Genomic DNA, 16,586 nt, shown 5'->3' with positions numbered 1-16,586 from the left:
ATTATAGCGGTAACGGCCAGTTCACCTCAAAGACTTAGCTGACCTGACGCAGTATGGCTTGGTCAGGCTGCCATTTGCTGGGCCAAAGGCGGTTATTCATCACCTTGACCATCTGGAAGGAATGCAGGGTCTGGCTGTCTGACAGGGCCAGGGGCTCGTCAATCAGCATACACAGGCTGCTGTTGTCCTGGCATTCAATAACCAGACACTGGCCGCGGCCAAAAGCCGTTTGCAGTGAAACCAGGGCCCCACTGTTTTGCTCCCCTTGAGGGTTTTCAGCAAAAAACCAGCTTTTTGGCATGGTTGGCTTGGCGAAACGGCGAATAGCACAGGCATTAAGAGCAATTTGTACACAGGCAGCATCACTGAGCTGCGCAAAAACACGGACATGGTCAAGAACCTGCTGGTAAAACGCAGCATCATCCAAGTCAAAGCAACCGCCCTGACGGGCATCGGGAATAAGCCATTTGGAACTGTACGGCGTCACAAACAGCCACTGCTCACCCAAGTCGGTGACCAGCCGGTCTTGTTTGCTGTCGTAATGCCAGGCCCAGTGGCGGGCTGGTTCCAAAATCATGCTGCCTACTCCTTGATACCTGTCAAAAAGTATACAGCATGATCCTGAAATTTAAAGGTTTTTATAAAATCAAGGCGATCTGTTAAGGGATCATTTGATCCCGTCAACGATCGCCTTGATCAGCGCCGGCCCCTGGTAAATAAAGCCACTGTAGATCTGTAAAAGATCGGCGCCGGCATCCCGTTTTTCCTGGGCACTGGCCAGCGAGTCGATGCCACCAACACCGATGATCGGCAGCTCGCCTGCCAGCAAGGTTTTGAGTTGGCGCACAGTGTCGGTACTTTTTTGCCGTACTGGTCGCCCTGACAAACCGCCCGCTTCATTACCGTGTGGTAACGCACTGACTCCTTCGCGGGATAATGTGGTGTTGGTTGCAATGACCCCATCCATATGATGACGGCGTAGACAGTCAGCCACGGAGCTCAGCTCTTCACTGCTCATATCCGGGGCAATTTTCACCACTATGGGGACGTAGCGGCCGTGCTGGTCAGCCAGTTGTTGCTGGCGCTGTTTGATGGCGCCGAGCAGCTCATCAAATGCGGCTCCGTACTGCATGCTGCGCAGCCCCGGGGTGTTTGGCGAAGAGATATTCACCGTCACATAGGACGCCTGTGCATAGACCCGCTCCAGGCAATACAGGTAATCAGCCGTGCCCTGCTCGACCGGCGTATCCTTGTTCTTGCCAATGTTGATGCCCAGAATGCCTTGATAATCAGCTTCTGCAACATTGCGCACCAGTTGCTCAACCCCTTGGTTGTTAAAGCCCATGCGGTTGATGATGGCCTGGGCTTCAGGCAAGCGGAACAGTCTGGGCTTGGGGTTACCGGGCTGCGGCCGGGGGGTGACAGTACCGACTTCAATAAAACCGAAGCCCATGGCGGCAAAAGCATCAATACAGGCGCCATTTTTATCCAGACCGGCCGCCAAACCGAGTGGATTGGCGAATGTTAACCCCATCAACTGCACCGGCTTTTCGGCGACCTGCTGGCGGATCAGTCCTTTTAACGGGCTTTTGGCCAACCAGGCCAGCTGCTTGAGGCTCAGATCATGGGCCTTTTCCGGATCCAGGGCGAACAACAGGGGTTTTAGCAGGGCATACATGGTAATCCTCCAAAAAAAACCTCGGCACCGGGCCGAGGTTTTTGATTATACCGATAATTACAAGCTGGCTGGCTGGCAATGGTGGCTGAGAATACCCAGCTCCCGCAGCGCCACAGAAAACTTGGCAAACTCATGATTCTGGCTGGAGCGGAACTCCGCCAGCATCTGATTCCAGCGCACCAGCAGTGCTTCATGGTGCTCAAGCCAAGTGTTGACAATATCCTCAACCGGGCAGCTTTGGTCATCGTTGCAGCCTAGCAGAACAACCGACGTCAGCTCCCGCTGATGCCAATCCAGTTCTTCGCGGTAAGAAGCACGGGCCAGCGCCTGCCAGTGGTTGTTGACCGGCTGACCGATGATCTGCTCCAAGAACCAGTGCAGCCCCAGCCGTGAACCCAGCTTGAAGTAGGTATCGCCAACCAGAGCTACCGGCATCGACTGTGCTGCCGCCACTTCGGCGATATCCATCAGGCAGTACATGCTAGACAGGCGCACTACTGACATGGCGACGTCTTCCGGCACCCCTTGCTCGGCCAACTGCATCGCTTCTTGGCGGATGCCTTCGGCTTCGTCCTCGGCCATAAAGTCCAGCAACTGCGACTTCATGGCATCTTTGGCGTCATTGTAGAAGGCAATACCTTCCTCAATGGTCATGGCTTTATTGCGATGGCGCAGGAACCAACGGGTTGCCCGCCGAATAGTACGCCGTACTTCAAAGAGCATTTGGGTCTGTACTTCGGCATCAATCTGGTTATCCAGTGCCGTAATATCACTCCACAGCGTACGCATGTCGAGAATGGCCGCAGCCATGGCATAGCTGTGGGCGATATCAACCGCGCTGGCACCGGTTTCGTCCATCATCCGGTGCACAAAGTTCAGGCCCATATCGTTGGTGATACGGTTGGCCAACTGTGTGGCGATGATCTCGCCACGCAGCGGGTGGCTCTCCATGGCGCCGTAATAACGCTCCTGCAGTACCGCCGGGAAGTTAGCCAGTAACAGCCGTGAATGGTAAGGATCCTCGGTGATGTCAGGCACGTTGAACTGCTCTTTGAGCACCATTTTGCCATAGGCTACCAGTACCGACAGCTCCGGCCGGGTCAGGCCACGGCCTTGTGCGGCGCGCTCTGCCAGTTCATCTTCTGATGGCAAAAATTCCAGTGCCCGGTCCAGCTTACCGGCTTTTTCCAGCTCCTGAATAAAGCGGGTCTGCTCTTTCAGAGCGCCACCACCGAGCAGCTCGGTGATAGAAATGGAGTGGGTTTGCTCGTAGCAGTCTTCAAGGACAATGCGAGCGACCTCGTCGGTCATGTCGTATAACAGCTGGTCACGCTGCTTGCGGGTCATCTCCCCGTCATTAACCAGGCTGTTCAGCAGGATCTTGATGTTGACTTCGTTATCTGAGCAGTCAACACCACCGACGTTATCGACAAAGTCAGTGTTGATACGGCCACCGCTAAGGGCATACTCGATACGGCCACGCTGGGTCAGCCCCAGGTTACCGCCCTCGCCCACCACTTTAGCCTGCAGTTCATGGCCATCGATACGTACTGCGTCGTTGGCACGGTCGCCGACTTCGGCATGGCTTTCACCTTTGGCCTTGACGTAGGTACCAATACCGCCGTTCCACAGCAGGTCCACTTCCATGCGCAAAATGGCTTTGATCAGCTCGTTAGGCGTCATGCTGGCTTTTTTGGTATCCAGCATTTTTTTCATCTGCGTGGTTAGCTTGATGGACTTGAGGCTACGGCTGAAAATACCACCGCCTTCAGAGATCAGTGACTTGTCATAATCATCCCAGGTGGAAGTGGGCAGATTAAACAGCCGCTCACGCTCTTGGTAGCTGCTGGCTGCATCCGGATCCGGGTCAATAAAGATGTGCATGTGGTTAAATGCCGCCTGCAAACGGATATGTTTGGACAACAGCATGCCGTTACCAAAGACATCACCGGCCATATCACCAACACCCATCGCAGTAAAATCGGTGCTCTGGCAGTCAATGCCCATTTCCCGGAAGTGCCGTTTTACCGACTCCCAGGCGCCACGAGCGGTGATCCCCATTTTCTTGTGGTCATAGCCCACAGAGCCACCGGAGGCAAACGCGTCGCCTAACCAGTGGTCATATTCCTCGGCAATACCGTTGGCGATATCGGAGAAGGTAGCGGTACCTTTATCGGCGGCCACCACCAGATAGGGGTCATCGTCGTCATGGCGGATAACATCCACCGGCGGTACGACTTCGTTGCCTTTGATGTTATCGGTGATATCCAGCAAGGCCCGAATAAAGGTGCGGTAGCACTCTTTACCTTCGTTGAAGAAGGCTTCCCGGCCGCCGCTGGTCGGTAGTTTCTTGCAGACAAAACCACCTTTGGCACCTACCGGCACAATCACGGTGTTTTTAACCTGCTGCGCTTTGACCAGACCGAGTACCTCGGTACGGAAGTCTTCACGACGGTCTGACCAACGCAAGCCACCACGGGCAACCTTGCCACCACGCAGGTGTACACCTTCAACTCGCGGGCTGTAGACAAAAATTTCAAACGCCGGCAATGGCAACGGCATTTCCGAAATCATATCCGGCTTCATCTTGAAGGAGATATAGGACTTCTCTGTACCGTCTTCGTGTTTTTGGAAGTAGTTAGTGCGCAAAGTAGCGCTGATCAACTCGACGTAGGAGCGGATGATACGGTCGTCATCGAGGTTGGAGACATTTTCCAACTCGTCGTTGATCTGGCCAATCATCTTCTCGAGGGTTTTTTCTGCTGCCGGTTTTTTCGCATCAAAGCGTTTGATGAACAGCTGCACCAGCATCTGGGCAATCAGCGGGTAGCGGATCAGCGTTTCTTCGATGTAAGACTGACTAAACGAGGAGCCGATCTGGCGCATGTACTTTGCGTAAGCACGCAGGATCACCACTTCCCGGCCGGTCAGGCCAGCACCGAGTACCAGTTTGTTAAAGCCATCATCTTCAAAGTCGCCACTCCAGATGCGAGCAAATGCATCTTGGAAACGGTGCTGACTTTCTTCCAGATTCAGGACGTTACTGCCCACATGCTCCATATAGAAGTCCAGTACCCAGCAACGGTTACCTTCACTGGTCCGTACTTCGTAGGGCCGTTCACCAATAATGCGCAAGCCCATGTTTTCGAGCATCGGCATGACATCAGACAGGTAAATCGGCTGATCCTTATGGAACAACTTCAGCTTGACCATTCGCTGGTTGCTGAACTCCTGCGGACGATAGAACAGCATTCCCAGTTGGTGCTGATCATTGATGGCTTCCAGTTGGGCGATATCCACCGCCGCGGTCGAAGGCAGAACTTCTTCTTTATAAGAACGCGGGAAAGCCTGCAGGTAACGGCGCGATAGCTTCTTACCGTTGGCCTCACCATGCAGGGACAGCAGTGCCGACTCCAGCTTGTCTTCCCAGCTGCGAGCCGCCTCAATCAGGTTGGCTTCGATTTCTTTCACGTTGATGTCTTTTTCTGTGTCTTTGACGCGCACAATGTAATGGGTGCGACAAAGCGCGGATTCGGAGAAATAGGTCGTGAACTCCACTTCTTCGCTGGAGCCCAGGGCCTGGGCGAGGATCTTCTGGGTATCGATGCGCAGTTGGGTGTTGTAGCGCTCTTTGGTCACATACACCATGCAGGAGTAGTAACGCCCGAACACATCCTTGCGGATAAACAGCCGGGTTTTGTCACGCTCCTGCATTTGCAGCACGCCAAGACCAACCTGCATCAGCTCATCTTCTTTGGCCTGGATCAGCTCATCGCGGGGATAGGTTTCCAGAATGTTGAGCAGCGCCTTATAGGCGTGGCTACCTGCTGTAAAACCCGATTGTTCCATGATCCGCTGCAGCTTCTGACGAATCAGCGGGATCTGCATCGCCGAGTTGTTATAGACGCTGGCGGCATAAAGGCCAATGAAACGATCTTCACCAACCACCTGACCCTTGGCGTCAAAGCGCTTGATGCCGATGTAGTCGATGTAGGCAGGCCGGTGAACCCGTGACTTGGAGTTGGTTTTGGTCAGCACCAGCAGGTGCGGGCTGAGGGCCTCTTCCCAGGCACTTTCACCGAGCGCTGACAACCGGCGCTTGTGGGCCTTGGTGGAGGCACGCATTAACCCCAGACTGGATTCGCTGTCAGGGCGTAATTCGTAATCACCTTTAACCGGTTTGATTTCGTAATAGCGATAGCCCATCAGCGTGAAGTTGTGGTCATTGACCCACTTCAAAAAGGCATCCACTTCTTCGCGTTCTTCTTCGGATACCGGCAACTTCTGGGTTTCAATACGTTCGATCACCGCGTCCAGCCGTGCTTGCATCGGCTGCCAGTCATGCACCGACAAGGTGACATCGGCCAGCACTTCGCGCAGCTCGGTGGTCAGCGCGTCAATGACGCTCTGTTCACTCTGGCGGTCAATTTCGATCATAAATACCGTTTCGGCGCGGTCATCGTTGCTACGCTCAGACAACCCCTTGATGGCAGTGACTTTGTTGTCAGCATCGCGGGAAAATGCCATCGGTACATGCAGCATCAGGTGTGAGGTCACACCCTGGCGACTCAGCGCCATGCGTACCGAGTCCACCATGAACGGCATGTCATCATGGACTATTTCGATAATAGTGTGGCTGGACTGCCAACCGTCACGACCGACTTCCGGGTTAAATACCCGGATATATCCCTCGCCCGCTTCTTTTTCTTCTAGCGCGTTCCACAGGCTTAATGCCGCCCCGTACAGATCAGAATCATTGCGGCCATGCAGGTCATCACCTGACATGGTGCCATAGACTTTCTTGACGAAGGCCGAAATAAGAGAGGCGCGTTCGGAGGGGACTTTCGATTCAATGAGTTTACAGACGTTTTCGAGCAGTACGGACGTATGACCGTCAATCAGTGCCATGAGACCCTTCCCTTTGGTACTGCGTAGCGGATTCCCGCTTACCCCGTTTGTGAGTGAAAGAATTCTTGCTTTACGCGCACGTCAACTTGCGTGTGGTAAGCGCTCTCAATTCTATGCTTTTAGATAGCAGGTTGCGAGGGGAAAGCAGGGAAATCTCAGTTGTAACAACACTGGTGCGACCACCAGTAAAATAGCGGCCCCGCCCAGGCGGGGCCGGCTATTCAGGCTCTTTTACCGGGATATAAAAGCGCCATTAGTGCTGGTAATAACAAGATAGCCCCCAGCATATTGACCAGGAACATGAAGGTCAGCAGTACCCCCATGTCGACCTGAAACTTCAATGCGGAGAAAAACCAGGTCGATACGCCAATGGCCAAAGTGATGCCGGTAAAGAACACCGCACCACCACGCTCTTGCAGGGCGGCCAGATAGGCTTCAAAAAGGTTATCACCCTGACGCAAGCGCTCGCTCATGGTCGACAAAATATAAATGCCGTAATCAACCCCAATACCAACGCCCAGAGCAATCACCGGCAAGGTAGACACGGTCAGGCCAATCTGCAGTTTGACCATCAGCGCCTGAGCCAGGGTGGAAACCAGATACAAGGGCACTACGACCGCAATGGTGGCCCGCAGCGAGCGAAATGACACTAGACACAGCACAATCACCGCCCCATAGACATACAGCAGCATCGGTGTCTGTGCCGCCGCTACTGCTTCATTGGTAGCCGCCATTACCCCGGCAGGCCCAGAGGCCAGCTTGAACTGCAGGTTATCCCGGCCAAACTCGCGACCATACTGCTTGGCAGCAGCAACAACCCGCGCCAGGGTGTCTGCTTTGTGATCAGCCAAAAACAGCATTACCGGCATCACCGAACAGTCAGAGTTAAGCAGTCCGGAAGTGGTTGGTACCAGGGCAATAGACTGCACCAAGGTCTGAGTGTTGTTGGGGATCACCCGCCATAGCGGGCTGCCTTCGCTGTAACCGGCGTTGATCCGCTTCGCGACCGAAGCCAAACTGATGGCCGACTGTACCCCCGGTACGTTTTCCATGCGCCACTGGAACTGATCAATGGCATGCATATCCTCATAGCGGGTACAGGACTGCGTCTGCCCTTCGGTGATCACCGACATCCAGTCCACGGAAATGGCAAAGCGGTCGGTGATCATGGCCGTATCTTTGTTGTAGCGACTGTCGGCATTAAGGGCTGGCGCCCCGGCGTGCAAGTCGCCGATCTGCATCTTGCTGCCCAGCAGTTGCCCGAAGACAAACAGCAGCGCCGCCAGCACCAGGATCACCGTCGCCCGGCCAGGCTTTACAAAGCCGGCAACGCCCTGCCAAAAACGCGCCACCATGGGATGTGGCTGACCCAGCCGGGCCAGGTAGCGCGGAGAAAACTTGGCGTACGACAACAGCACCGGCAATAACACCAGGTTGGTCAGAATGATCACCGCCACCCCCAAGGATGCGGTGATCGCCAATTCACGGATGATGCCAATATCAATGGCCAGCAGCGTTAAAAAGCCCACAGTGTCGGACAGCAGAGCAATACCACCAGGCACCAGCAACCGGCGAAACGCCGCCATCGCCGCATTTTTCGGGTCAACCCCTTTGGCTACCTGTTTACCCACGGCATTGATCATTTGCACACCGTGTGAAACACCAATAGCAAAAATCAAAAACGGCACCAGTATCGACATAGGGTCGATCCCAAAGCCAATCACCGTCAGCAGCCCCAGCTGCCAAATCACCGCGATCAGTGAGCAGCCCAACGGTAACAAGGTCAACAGCCAGGAATGACTGAACAGGTACACCATTACCGCAGTGATGGCGATTGCAACCGCGAAAAACAGCACCACATCTTTGGCGCCATTGGCGACATCGCCAATCATCTTGGCAAAGCCGATGATATGAATATCTATTTCATCGCTTTGGAATTTCTCACGGATATCCTGCTCCAGACGGTTGGCAAACTCGATGGTATCGAGTTTCTCGCCAGTTTTCGGATCGAAATCCAGCAGTTGCGCCGTCACCATGGCTGACGAATAGTCTTCCGAGACCAGCCGGCCGATAATGCCAGCCTTTTCAATGTTGGCTTTTACCTTGGCCAGATCAGCAGGCTTGTGCTCATCAAAATCAGCCGGGATCACCGGACCACCGGCAAAACCATCTTCCACCACTTCAGTAAAGCGGGTTGACGGTGAATACAGTGACTTCACCTGCACCCGATCGATACCGGGAATGAAGAACAGCTGGTCATGAACCTTGTGCAGGGTTTCAAAAAAGGCGGGATTAAACATGTTGCCTTTTTTGTCCCGCACAGCGATCAGAATCGAGTTCGCCCCACCGAAGTTTTGCTGATGCTTCAGGTAGGTCTGCATGTATGGGTGGTTAAGTGGAATGTTTTTGGTAAAGGCCGCATCCAGTTTCAGGTGCATGGCCATATACAGAAAAAAGGTGGTTGCTAGGGCAAACAGCACCAGCACCAACGGCCGGTGACGAAACACCACTTTTTCGCACAGATTCACAACAGCATTCAGGCTCATGGGTGCTCCTTGGGCAACAGCTTTAATCCTTCATCTGTGGCAACCCACAGACCGGCTTCACTGTTAAGCGCCGCCATGGACACTTGCGCCAGATGATCTTCTCTTCGGGTAAACAGGTAGCCGTCCTGGCTGATATAAACGTCACCATTGTTGTTGGTCAGCACCACAGAACCGTCCCGTTGTACATCCAGGCCATTGACGGAAATGTCAGCCGGGACCGGTATCGCCTGCCAGCGCTGGCCATCATCATCGGTTCGAAACACATGCCCCCGCAGGCCACCTACCAGCCAACTGCCAGCACCGGTTGCAGCTGCGGTAAAAAAGGTGCCCTGATAACCGGTACTGAGCCGCTGCCAGTGCCGGCCAGCATCATCAGAGCGAGCCACCAGCCCCATTTCACCGGCAATCAACAGATGACCACGGCCATCATCAGCCATGGCATACAAGTGCGGCAGTATCGCGGCCAACTCACTGCGATAACTCTCTTCAGAGTCCTGGCGGATCTCTTGTAAATACGCGCGATCATCGGCGTTAACAAAACCATCGTGCAGCTCTGCCTGCCAGCTTTCACCGCCGTCCTCGCTACGCAGAAACAGGCCATAAGCACCAATGGCAAAACCTTGCTCAGCGGTGATGAAATGCACCGCCAGTAATGGCCGTTGGCCTTTGACATCACGATAGACAATGCGCCAGCGTTTACCGCCGTCTTCGGTTTTTAAAATCGTGGCATTGTGGCCCACCGCGAAGCCGACTTTATCTGAGACAAAACGAACCTGTGTCAACATGCTGCTGACCGGGCTTATTTGCTGCACTGGCTGTTGCTGCTCAATGCGTACAATGACCCCCCGATCCCCCACCGCAACCGGGGTTTGACCGGCCGCCGCAATGCTGGTGAACAGCACCTTGTCCAGGCGAGAGGCGGTATAGGCAGGGCTGGGCGCCGGTTCACTGGCCCCGTGGGCCATCAAAGACGCAAACAGCAATAACGCGACTTTTTTCATAAACTACCCGACAAATAAGGCAGCGGCCGGGAGGTCCGGCCGCTGGTAGTGGACTTAGCGCCGGCCTTCACGCCGCAATGCAGCTGGCGTGAAATCACGGTCTTCCAAGTGTGCAGAGAAGTCGTACATCGGCTCCTGGTTATCCAGGCCAATGGCCAGATAACGGCGGCTTTGCAGATCGTAGTACGTTTCCAGCGTTGACCACAGCGTCGGCACTTCGTAGTAGTTCAGTGCGTGGGCCATGGCGACACGGTAGAGCTGGTCACGGTTGTCGTAGATATCCGCTACAGCGATCTGCCAGGAATCCTCGTCGATGTAGAACACCCGCTTTTTATAGATGTGACGAAGTCCCGGCTTGAGGTTGGCCTCAACTACCCAAACCCGGTGTTTTTCATAACGCACCAGATCCGGGTTGATATGACCGGGTTTCAAAATTTCGTCGTACTGCACTTTATCGGAATGCAGTTTGTAGCTGTTATACGGGATCAGCAGCTCACGTTTACCTTTGAGCGTCCAGGTATAACGGTTCGGTGAGCCGTTAAACATGTCGAAGTCATCGGTAGTACGCAGGCCATCCGAGGCTGTGCCCGGGGCATCATAAGCCACGTTGGGCGCCCGGCGAACACGACGCTGACCGGTGTTGTAAGTCCAGGCCTGACGCGGGGTTTTGACCTGATCCATGGTTTCATGTACCAGCAAGGCGGTGCCGGCCAACCGCGCCGGCGCCGTTACTTTCTGCTTGAACTTAAACAGAATGTTGGATTCTTCCAGGGACCTCGGCGTTACCCCAGGCTCGGAATACTTGAACATGATTTGCTCATCAAACTTGATCAGAGTGTAATCACCACTGGCCGTAGGGGCTGCCTGACCACCATGACGGGATGCGCCCTTGCCACGGTAGCGGACAATGTGGTTCCAAATGGCTTCGAGGCCATTTTTCGGTTCCGGAAAAGGAATACCCATGGCCACACCGCGCAGACCGTTACCCCCTTCCACCAGTTCCGCCGTGGTAGCGTACTTTTTGGTCGCGTCATAAACCGCCTGCGGGAAAGAGGCACTACGCCGGGTACGATAAACGTTCATTTTGAAGGTGTCTGGATAGGTGTTGAACAGGGCAATTTCACCCGGGCTCAGCAGATCCTTGTACTTATCCAGATTGGCCTTGGTAATGGTGTACAAAATAGGGTCATCCGGGAACGGGTCCTCATGGTGATCACCTACTTTATAGCTGGCCGGCGGCTTGGTAATACCACCGGTCCAGGCAGGAATGGAACCGTCAGCACTAGCGGCCTGTTCTGCCCCTAATGGCGTCAGATCTTTACCCAGACGGTCAGCCTGTTCCGGAGTGATTTTTGCCCAGGCGGCGCCTGAAGTGAAAGCCAGCGCGACCAGGGAGAGAACGAATGCATGTGTTTTCATGGTCATGCCTTCCTTAAATGGAGTACTTGATACTGAGTGAGACGAAGTCACGGTCTTCGAGGCGATCGGCCGTGCCTTTGGCACCCCAGAAAGCGGAGTACGAGACGTCGAGCGACCAACGGCTTTGATAATCAAAGTTCACCCCGACCGAGGCCTGCTTGCGCCCTTCTATGAATAGGAACAAGGGGTCTGGTGTAGTACCGTTAACATCGTGTGAGAAGAAGATCCGCGGCGACATGTTTACCCCAGAAAAAACGTTCGGATAGGTAAACTTGGCCAGCGCCCGATAACCCCAGGCAAAGTCATCCGGGAAAGGATTGGTTTCCACGCCGCCTTGCAGTGCCAGCGCCAGGCCTTCTTTACCGGCAATGGGGCCGGAGCGGTCAGTGCCCGGAGCATTAAAACGCAGCACGTCCTGGCTGGGCATGTCATGAATCTTGATACCACCGGCTTCAAGCACCACCGCAATGGAGCTAGCACCCAGGTTCGGACCGAACAGATGAGTCAGTGTGAACTGCCCCTGAGTGGTATCCAGACGACGATAGCCCTGAATATAGGAACCAAAATCATAGTCACCGCCACCGGCTGGATTGAGCTGGCTGATATTGGCCAGTTCCGGCCGCCCTACTTTTGCCAGCTGTTCGGCATAGGCAGCATAAATCAGCTCAATATCGTCAACCTGCAACGGCTCACCAGTGCGGTGAGTCAGTTCACCCGCCAGTGCCGAAGTGCCTACGGTAGTGTTAAAACTCAGCCCATAGAGCTTGATGTCTTCAGGGTATTCCAGAAAACCGGAGGTAAAGGACTTGAGGTTACTGACGTTATCAGCATTAAGGCCACCATTGAGCGAGGCAATATAAGCCGCGTCGGCGCCGATCTGAGTCGGATCAGAGGCAATGGCCGAAATAATAGGCCGACGGCTGTGATAGTTCAGGTAATAAAAACCAAACTCGCTGTCGCCCAGTTGCGGTGCGTACCAGTTCAGTTTCACCCCGTACTGGCCACCGTTTTCAGGCTCCCTACGACCAGCCGCTCCTTTAGGCTTAAGCGCCACAAAATTCATCAGGGTGGCAACTTGCGTCGGATCCTGGTTCAGGATGCTCGTCAGGCTGTCAAGGTCCAGGTCAACACGGCCACCAAAACCGAACTGGACGTTGTTGTAGTATCCGCCTTCACCGGCAAAATCGTTGGTAGAGAAGTAAGTGCCGGGCGCATCAATATAAATGTGTTCCCAGTCATACTGATAGAAGGCTTCCAGGGTCCAGTTTTCATTCAGACCCAGCGAAGCCCAAACCATACCTACCGGAATGTAAGCTTCTTTGAGATCGGCGCCGGGTGCTTTGAGGCGCGCCACGTCAATCGGGTTGATTTCAGACAGGCCATGGGGAATAAAGGTACTTTCACCCCAGTTAACCACCTGCTGGCCGGCGCGCACCGTCAGCACCACATCTTCGTTCTCGCCAAAGTTCCAGTCGCCATAGACGTAAGCGTCCAGCAGACGGATGTCCTTACAAGCCAGTTTGCGCGCGTCCTTATCACGGCATGGATCAGATTTTTGCCCGGACAGCGGGTTTTGCCAGGCAAAATTGGCGTTATTCAGTGCGAAGTCGTAAAAATACATGCCACGAACGAAGGCACCGTAATCTTGATAACGGATGCTGAGCTCATGAACGCCTTTGAAAACGGTGCTGAAGTTGTCACCCTGGTCAAAGTTGAGGTTGCCGTTATCGCTGTTGTTAGACCAAGCACCGCGAGCCATCCAGACATCACTCTGGGGGTAAGTTGTCAGCCCGGTCCAGCGAAACTGTGGCTGGTTGGCTTTACCGATCAGATCATAGTTACGATCTTCAGCGCGCCAGCTGGCACCAAGGGAAAAAGTCGAGTCAAAAGAGACTTCCACCTGATCCTCGTCGCCCATGGTAAAACTGACCGCCTGTGATGGCAGCGACACCATGCCCATGATGGCTGCTGCCACGCTCATTGCCAGAGGATGTCTGGCAAAGCCTTTTGACCCCTGTGTTTTCATTTTCTCCCCCTGTGCTGCAGGTCCATTCTGTTTTTGTTAAATAAACCGGCTTGTCCGCTGGCCATTATTTTTAACACCTTTACAACACACCTACTCGTGCGGCAAGCATGGAAGGCATCAAATGGTTGAAAAAAAGCCAATTTAGTGATGTGAGCCACTGTTACTATCAGCACAAAATAATAACAGGTCATACCTGTGGCAACAATCTGTTACCAGTTATTTAACTTTTGCGAATGGCAGTAATGTGCTGTTGATCATCCAGCTGCACACAGAAATGGCCTTGCAGGCCAGAAGGGGTTACCCAGGGGCGAAAATAGCGAAAGGGAATAGAGAGGCTCTTACCTTCCTCGGTACGCACCAGTAGGCGCTGACCAGGCTGCTGATACAGCACCTGTAGCTCGCTGTAGTGAATATCAAGGAAAAAATGAAAGTGTCGCATCAAAAAACCCGCCCGAAGGCGGGTTCTCCTCTTATCAGGCCAGGGCCTTGTCTAAAAGCTCAGTAACATCATCTGACAGTGACTGCTGATGCAGCCCTTCAAGTAACGCTTTGAGCTGAGTCTGGCGTTTTTCATCATAGCGGCGCCACTGCAGTAATGGCCCCATGATCCGCGAGGTCACCTGCGGATTGATACCATCAAGCCGGGCCAGGGTGTCAGCCAGCCACGCATAGCCGGCCGTGGTGTGGCAATCCGGATTGGCACTGATGAAACTGCCAAACAGGGAGCGGAAACGGTTCGGGTTGTTCCAGTCAAAGGCCGCCACGGCAGTGACTTCGTCAAAGCGCTTCAGCGCCCCCGGACGGCGTCCCTGCAAGGCAAACCACTTGTCCATAACAATGGGGTTGTCGCCAAAACGTTCGGCAAAATCAGCCAGTAGCGTGTTCACATCTTTGATGTCTCCCACTACCGCAGCGGTGAGTGCCCCTTCCCGTTCAGTCATGTTATGGGCTTCGTGGTAACGGCGAGCTACTTCATGAGGCATGGTTTCAGCCAGCAGCGACAGTAAGCTGTCGGCCAGCGCCCGGGCACCTTTTTCCTGCATTTCCCGCACCAGCATATAGCGGTTATGCAGCACATCGAACAATTGCCGCTGCACGGCACTACGCAGCCGCTTGCGGGCGCTGACCAGGCCATCAAGATCGATGCTGTCAAACCAGTTACTCATGGTGGCAATGCTGGGCACCATGAACAACTCGCTTTCCAGGAAAGCGTCGGTCATCGGTTTTTGGGCAATACGGTGCAAGGCGCTGAGCCACAGATCCTGGGCCTGATGTTCCTCTCCCTGTAACCAAGCCGCCACCAGCGTTTTCAACAGCCGCTCGGCGGCATCAACCCGCACGTAACCGTCGCTGGCCTGTTCCATTAACAGCGCCAGCTCCTGATGGGCTTGCGCAAAGTCGATTTTTACCGGCGCCGAGAAGCCACACAATGGTGCCAGCACCGGTTTTTCGGAAAACTCACCCAGTTCGAAATGCTGCTCGGCACTGTCCAGGGTCAGGGTCTGCTTGCCATGGCCCAGTAACTCGATAGCAAACGGCAGTGGTAACGGCTGTTTGTCTTTTTGGTCAGCCGTTGGCGGGGTTTGTTGTGACAATGTCAGGCTGTAGTGATTGCCTTGCCAGTGCTCACGCACTGTCACCACCGGCGTACCGGACTGGCTGTACCACCCCTTAAAGGCACCGAGATCCTGCCCATTGGCATCGGCCATGGCATCGACAAAATCGTCGCAGGTGACGGCCTGGCCGTCATGGCGCTGAAAGTACAGATCCATGCCTTTTCTGAACCCGGCTTTACCCAACATGCCATTGAGCATGCGGATCACTTCGGCACCTTTGTTGTACACGGTAACGGTGTAGAAGTTGTTCATCTCCACCACTTCTTGCGGGCGGATGGGGTGCGACATGGGGCCACTGTCTTCAGCAAACTGCATCGACTTGATGATACGTGCTTCACTGATCCGGGTTGCCGAAGAGCCCGCCCAGTCGGCACTGAACTGCTGATCACGAAACACCGTCAGGCCTTCTTTGAGGCTGAGCTGGAACCAGTCCCGGCAGGTGACCCGGTTACCGGTCCAGTTGTGAAAGTATTCGTGGGCAATAATGCGGGCAATATTGTCGTAGTCACGGTCGGTGGCCGTATCGTCGTCAGCCAGGACGTACTTGGCGTTAAACAGATTCAGGCCTTTGTTTTCCATGGCACCCATGTTGAAGAAGTCCACCGCGACAATCATGTAGCGGTCCAGGTCGTATTCCAGGCCGTAGTTTTCTTCATCCCACTGCATAGAGGCCTTGAGGCTAGCCATGGCGTGAGTGGCTTGCAGGCGACGGCCTTTATCAACGTATATTTCCAGCAATACATCACGGCCACTGGCCGTGATGTAATGATCGCTCAGGCAGTCAAAGTCACCGGCCACCAGGGCAAACAGGTAGCAAGGCTTGGGAAAAGGGTCGTGCCAGGTGGCAAAATGGCGGCCACCGTCCAGATCGCCACTGTCAATGAGATTGCCGTTGGAGAGCAGTTGCGGGTAACGCTGCTTATCACCGATCACCTTGGTGGTATAAACAGCCAGTACATCGGGGCGATCCTGGAAATAGGTGATGCGGCGGAAGCCTTCGGCTTCACATTGCGTGCAAAAAGCACCACCGGATTTATACAGACCTTCCAGAGCGGTGTTGGCCGCAGGGTCAATTTCGGTGATGACCGTCAGCTCAGCGCTATCTGCGTCAATATCCAGCACCAGCTGGCCGGCATCAAAACGCGGCTCAACGGCTTTGCCGTCGACTTCCAGTGCCAGTAACTTCAGATGCTCACCGTCCAGCCGCAATTCCGTGCCCTGCCCCTGTCGGCGCAGCTGGCTGACAGCGGTTACTTTGGTGTGATGATCATCCAGTTCAACGGTCAGTGACAGTGTGTCAGTGAGAAATACCGGAGCCTGGTAGTCAGCCAGGCGCTTTACAGGCTTTTGAGCCATGCCGTCTCCTTAACAAAAGCCCGGCTACCCGGGCTT

Annotated in this window: 9 protein-coding genes; all 9 read right to left on the bottom strand. The window is 54.4% G+C overall.

Annotated features, from left to right (window positions below):
- Positions 1 to 34: 34 nt before the first annotated feature.
- The 9 genes from WDB70_RS06490 to pepN all read right to left on the bottom strand — a co-directional run bounded on the left by WDB70_RS06490 (position 35) and on the right by pepN (position 16,550).
- A complete protein-coding gene (locus WDB70_RS06490; protein ID WP_406667777.1) occupies positions 35 to 577 on the bottom strand; it encodes a cell division protein ZapC domain-containing protein in 543 nt (180 codons plus the stop codon).
- 90 nt (positions 578 to 667) lie between these two features.
- Positions 668 to 1,678, bottom strand: a complete 1,011-nt coding sequence (locus tag WDB70_RS06485) for a quinone-dependent dihydroorotate dehydrogenase (protein WP_406667775.1) — start codon at positions 1,676 to 1,678, stop codon at positions 668 to 670.
- A gap of 57 nt (positions 1,679 to 1,735) precedes the next feature.
- Positions 1,736 to 6,586, bottom strand: coding sequence for an NAD-glutamate dehydrogenase (locus WDB70_RS06480; protein ID WP_406667773.1), 4,851 nt, complete (start codon positions 6,584 to 6,586; stop codon positions 1,736 to 1,738).
- A 221-nt stretch (positions 6,587 to 6,807) separates the two neighbouring features.
- Entirely contained in the window at positions 6,808 to 9,132 is a 2,325-nt protein-coding gene (locus WDB70_RS06475; protein WP_406667771.1) for an RND family transporter, read from the bottom strand.
- Complete coding sequence (locus WDB70_RS06470; protein WP_406667769.1) at positions 9,129 to 10,133, bottom strand: WD40/YVTN/BNR-like repeat-containing protein; 1,005 nt, start codon at positions 10,131 to 10,133, stop codon at positions 9,129 to 9,131. The genes WDB70_RS06475 and WDB70_RS06470 overlap by 4 nt, the downstream gene beginning before the upstream one ends.
- A 54-nt stretch (positions 10,134 to 10,187) precedes the next feature.
- Positions 10,188 to 11,552, bottom strand: coding sequence for a DUF1329 domain-containing protein (locus WDB70_RS06465; RefSeq protein ID WP_406667767.1), 1,365 nt, complete (start codon positions 11,550 to 11,552; stop codon positions 10,188 to 10,190).
- A 13-nt stretch (positions 11,553 to 11,565) separates the two neighbouring features.
- Positions 11,566 to 13,578, bottom strand: a complete 2,013-nt coding sequence (locus tag WDB70_RS06460) for a DUF1302 domain-containing protein (protein WP_406667765.1) — start codon at positions 13,576 to 13,578, stop codon at positions 11,566 to 11,568.
- 220 nt (positions 13,579 to 13,798) lie between these two features.
- Positions 13,799 to 14,017 carry a DUF2835 family protein gene (locus WDB70_RS06455; RefSeq protein WP_406667763.1) on the bottom strand — a complete coding sequence of 73 codons (219 nt, stop codon included), beginning with the start codon at positions 14,015 to 14,017 and terminating at the stop codon, positions 13,799 to 13,801.
- 34 nt (positions 14,018 to 14,051) lie between these two features.
- Positions 14,052 to 16,550 carry an aminopeptidase N gene (gene pepN, locus WDB70_RS06450; RefSeq protein WP_406667761.1) on the bottom strand — a complete coding sequence of 833 codons (2,499 nt, stop codon included), beginning with the start codon at positions 16,548 to 16,550 and terminating at the stop codon, positions 14,052 to 14,054.
- Positions 16,551 to 16,586: the final 36 nt, after the last annotated feature.

The organism is Gallaecimonas aegicerasi (assembly GCF_045291545.1).
Lineage (GTDB): Bacteria > Pseudomonadota > Gammaproteobacteria > Enterobacterales > Gallaecimonadaceae > Gallaecimonas.
The sequence above is the reverse complement of the archived record's forward strand: the minus strand, read 5'-3'. Positions and strand labels throughout refer to the sequence as shown.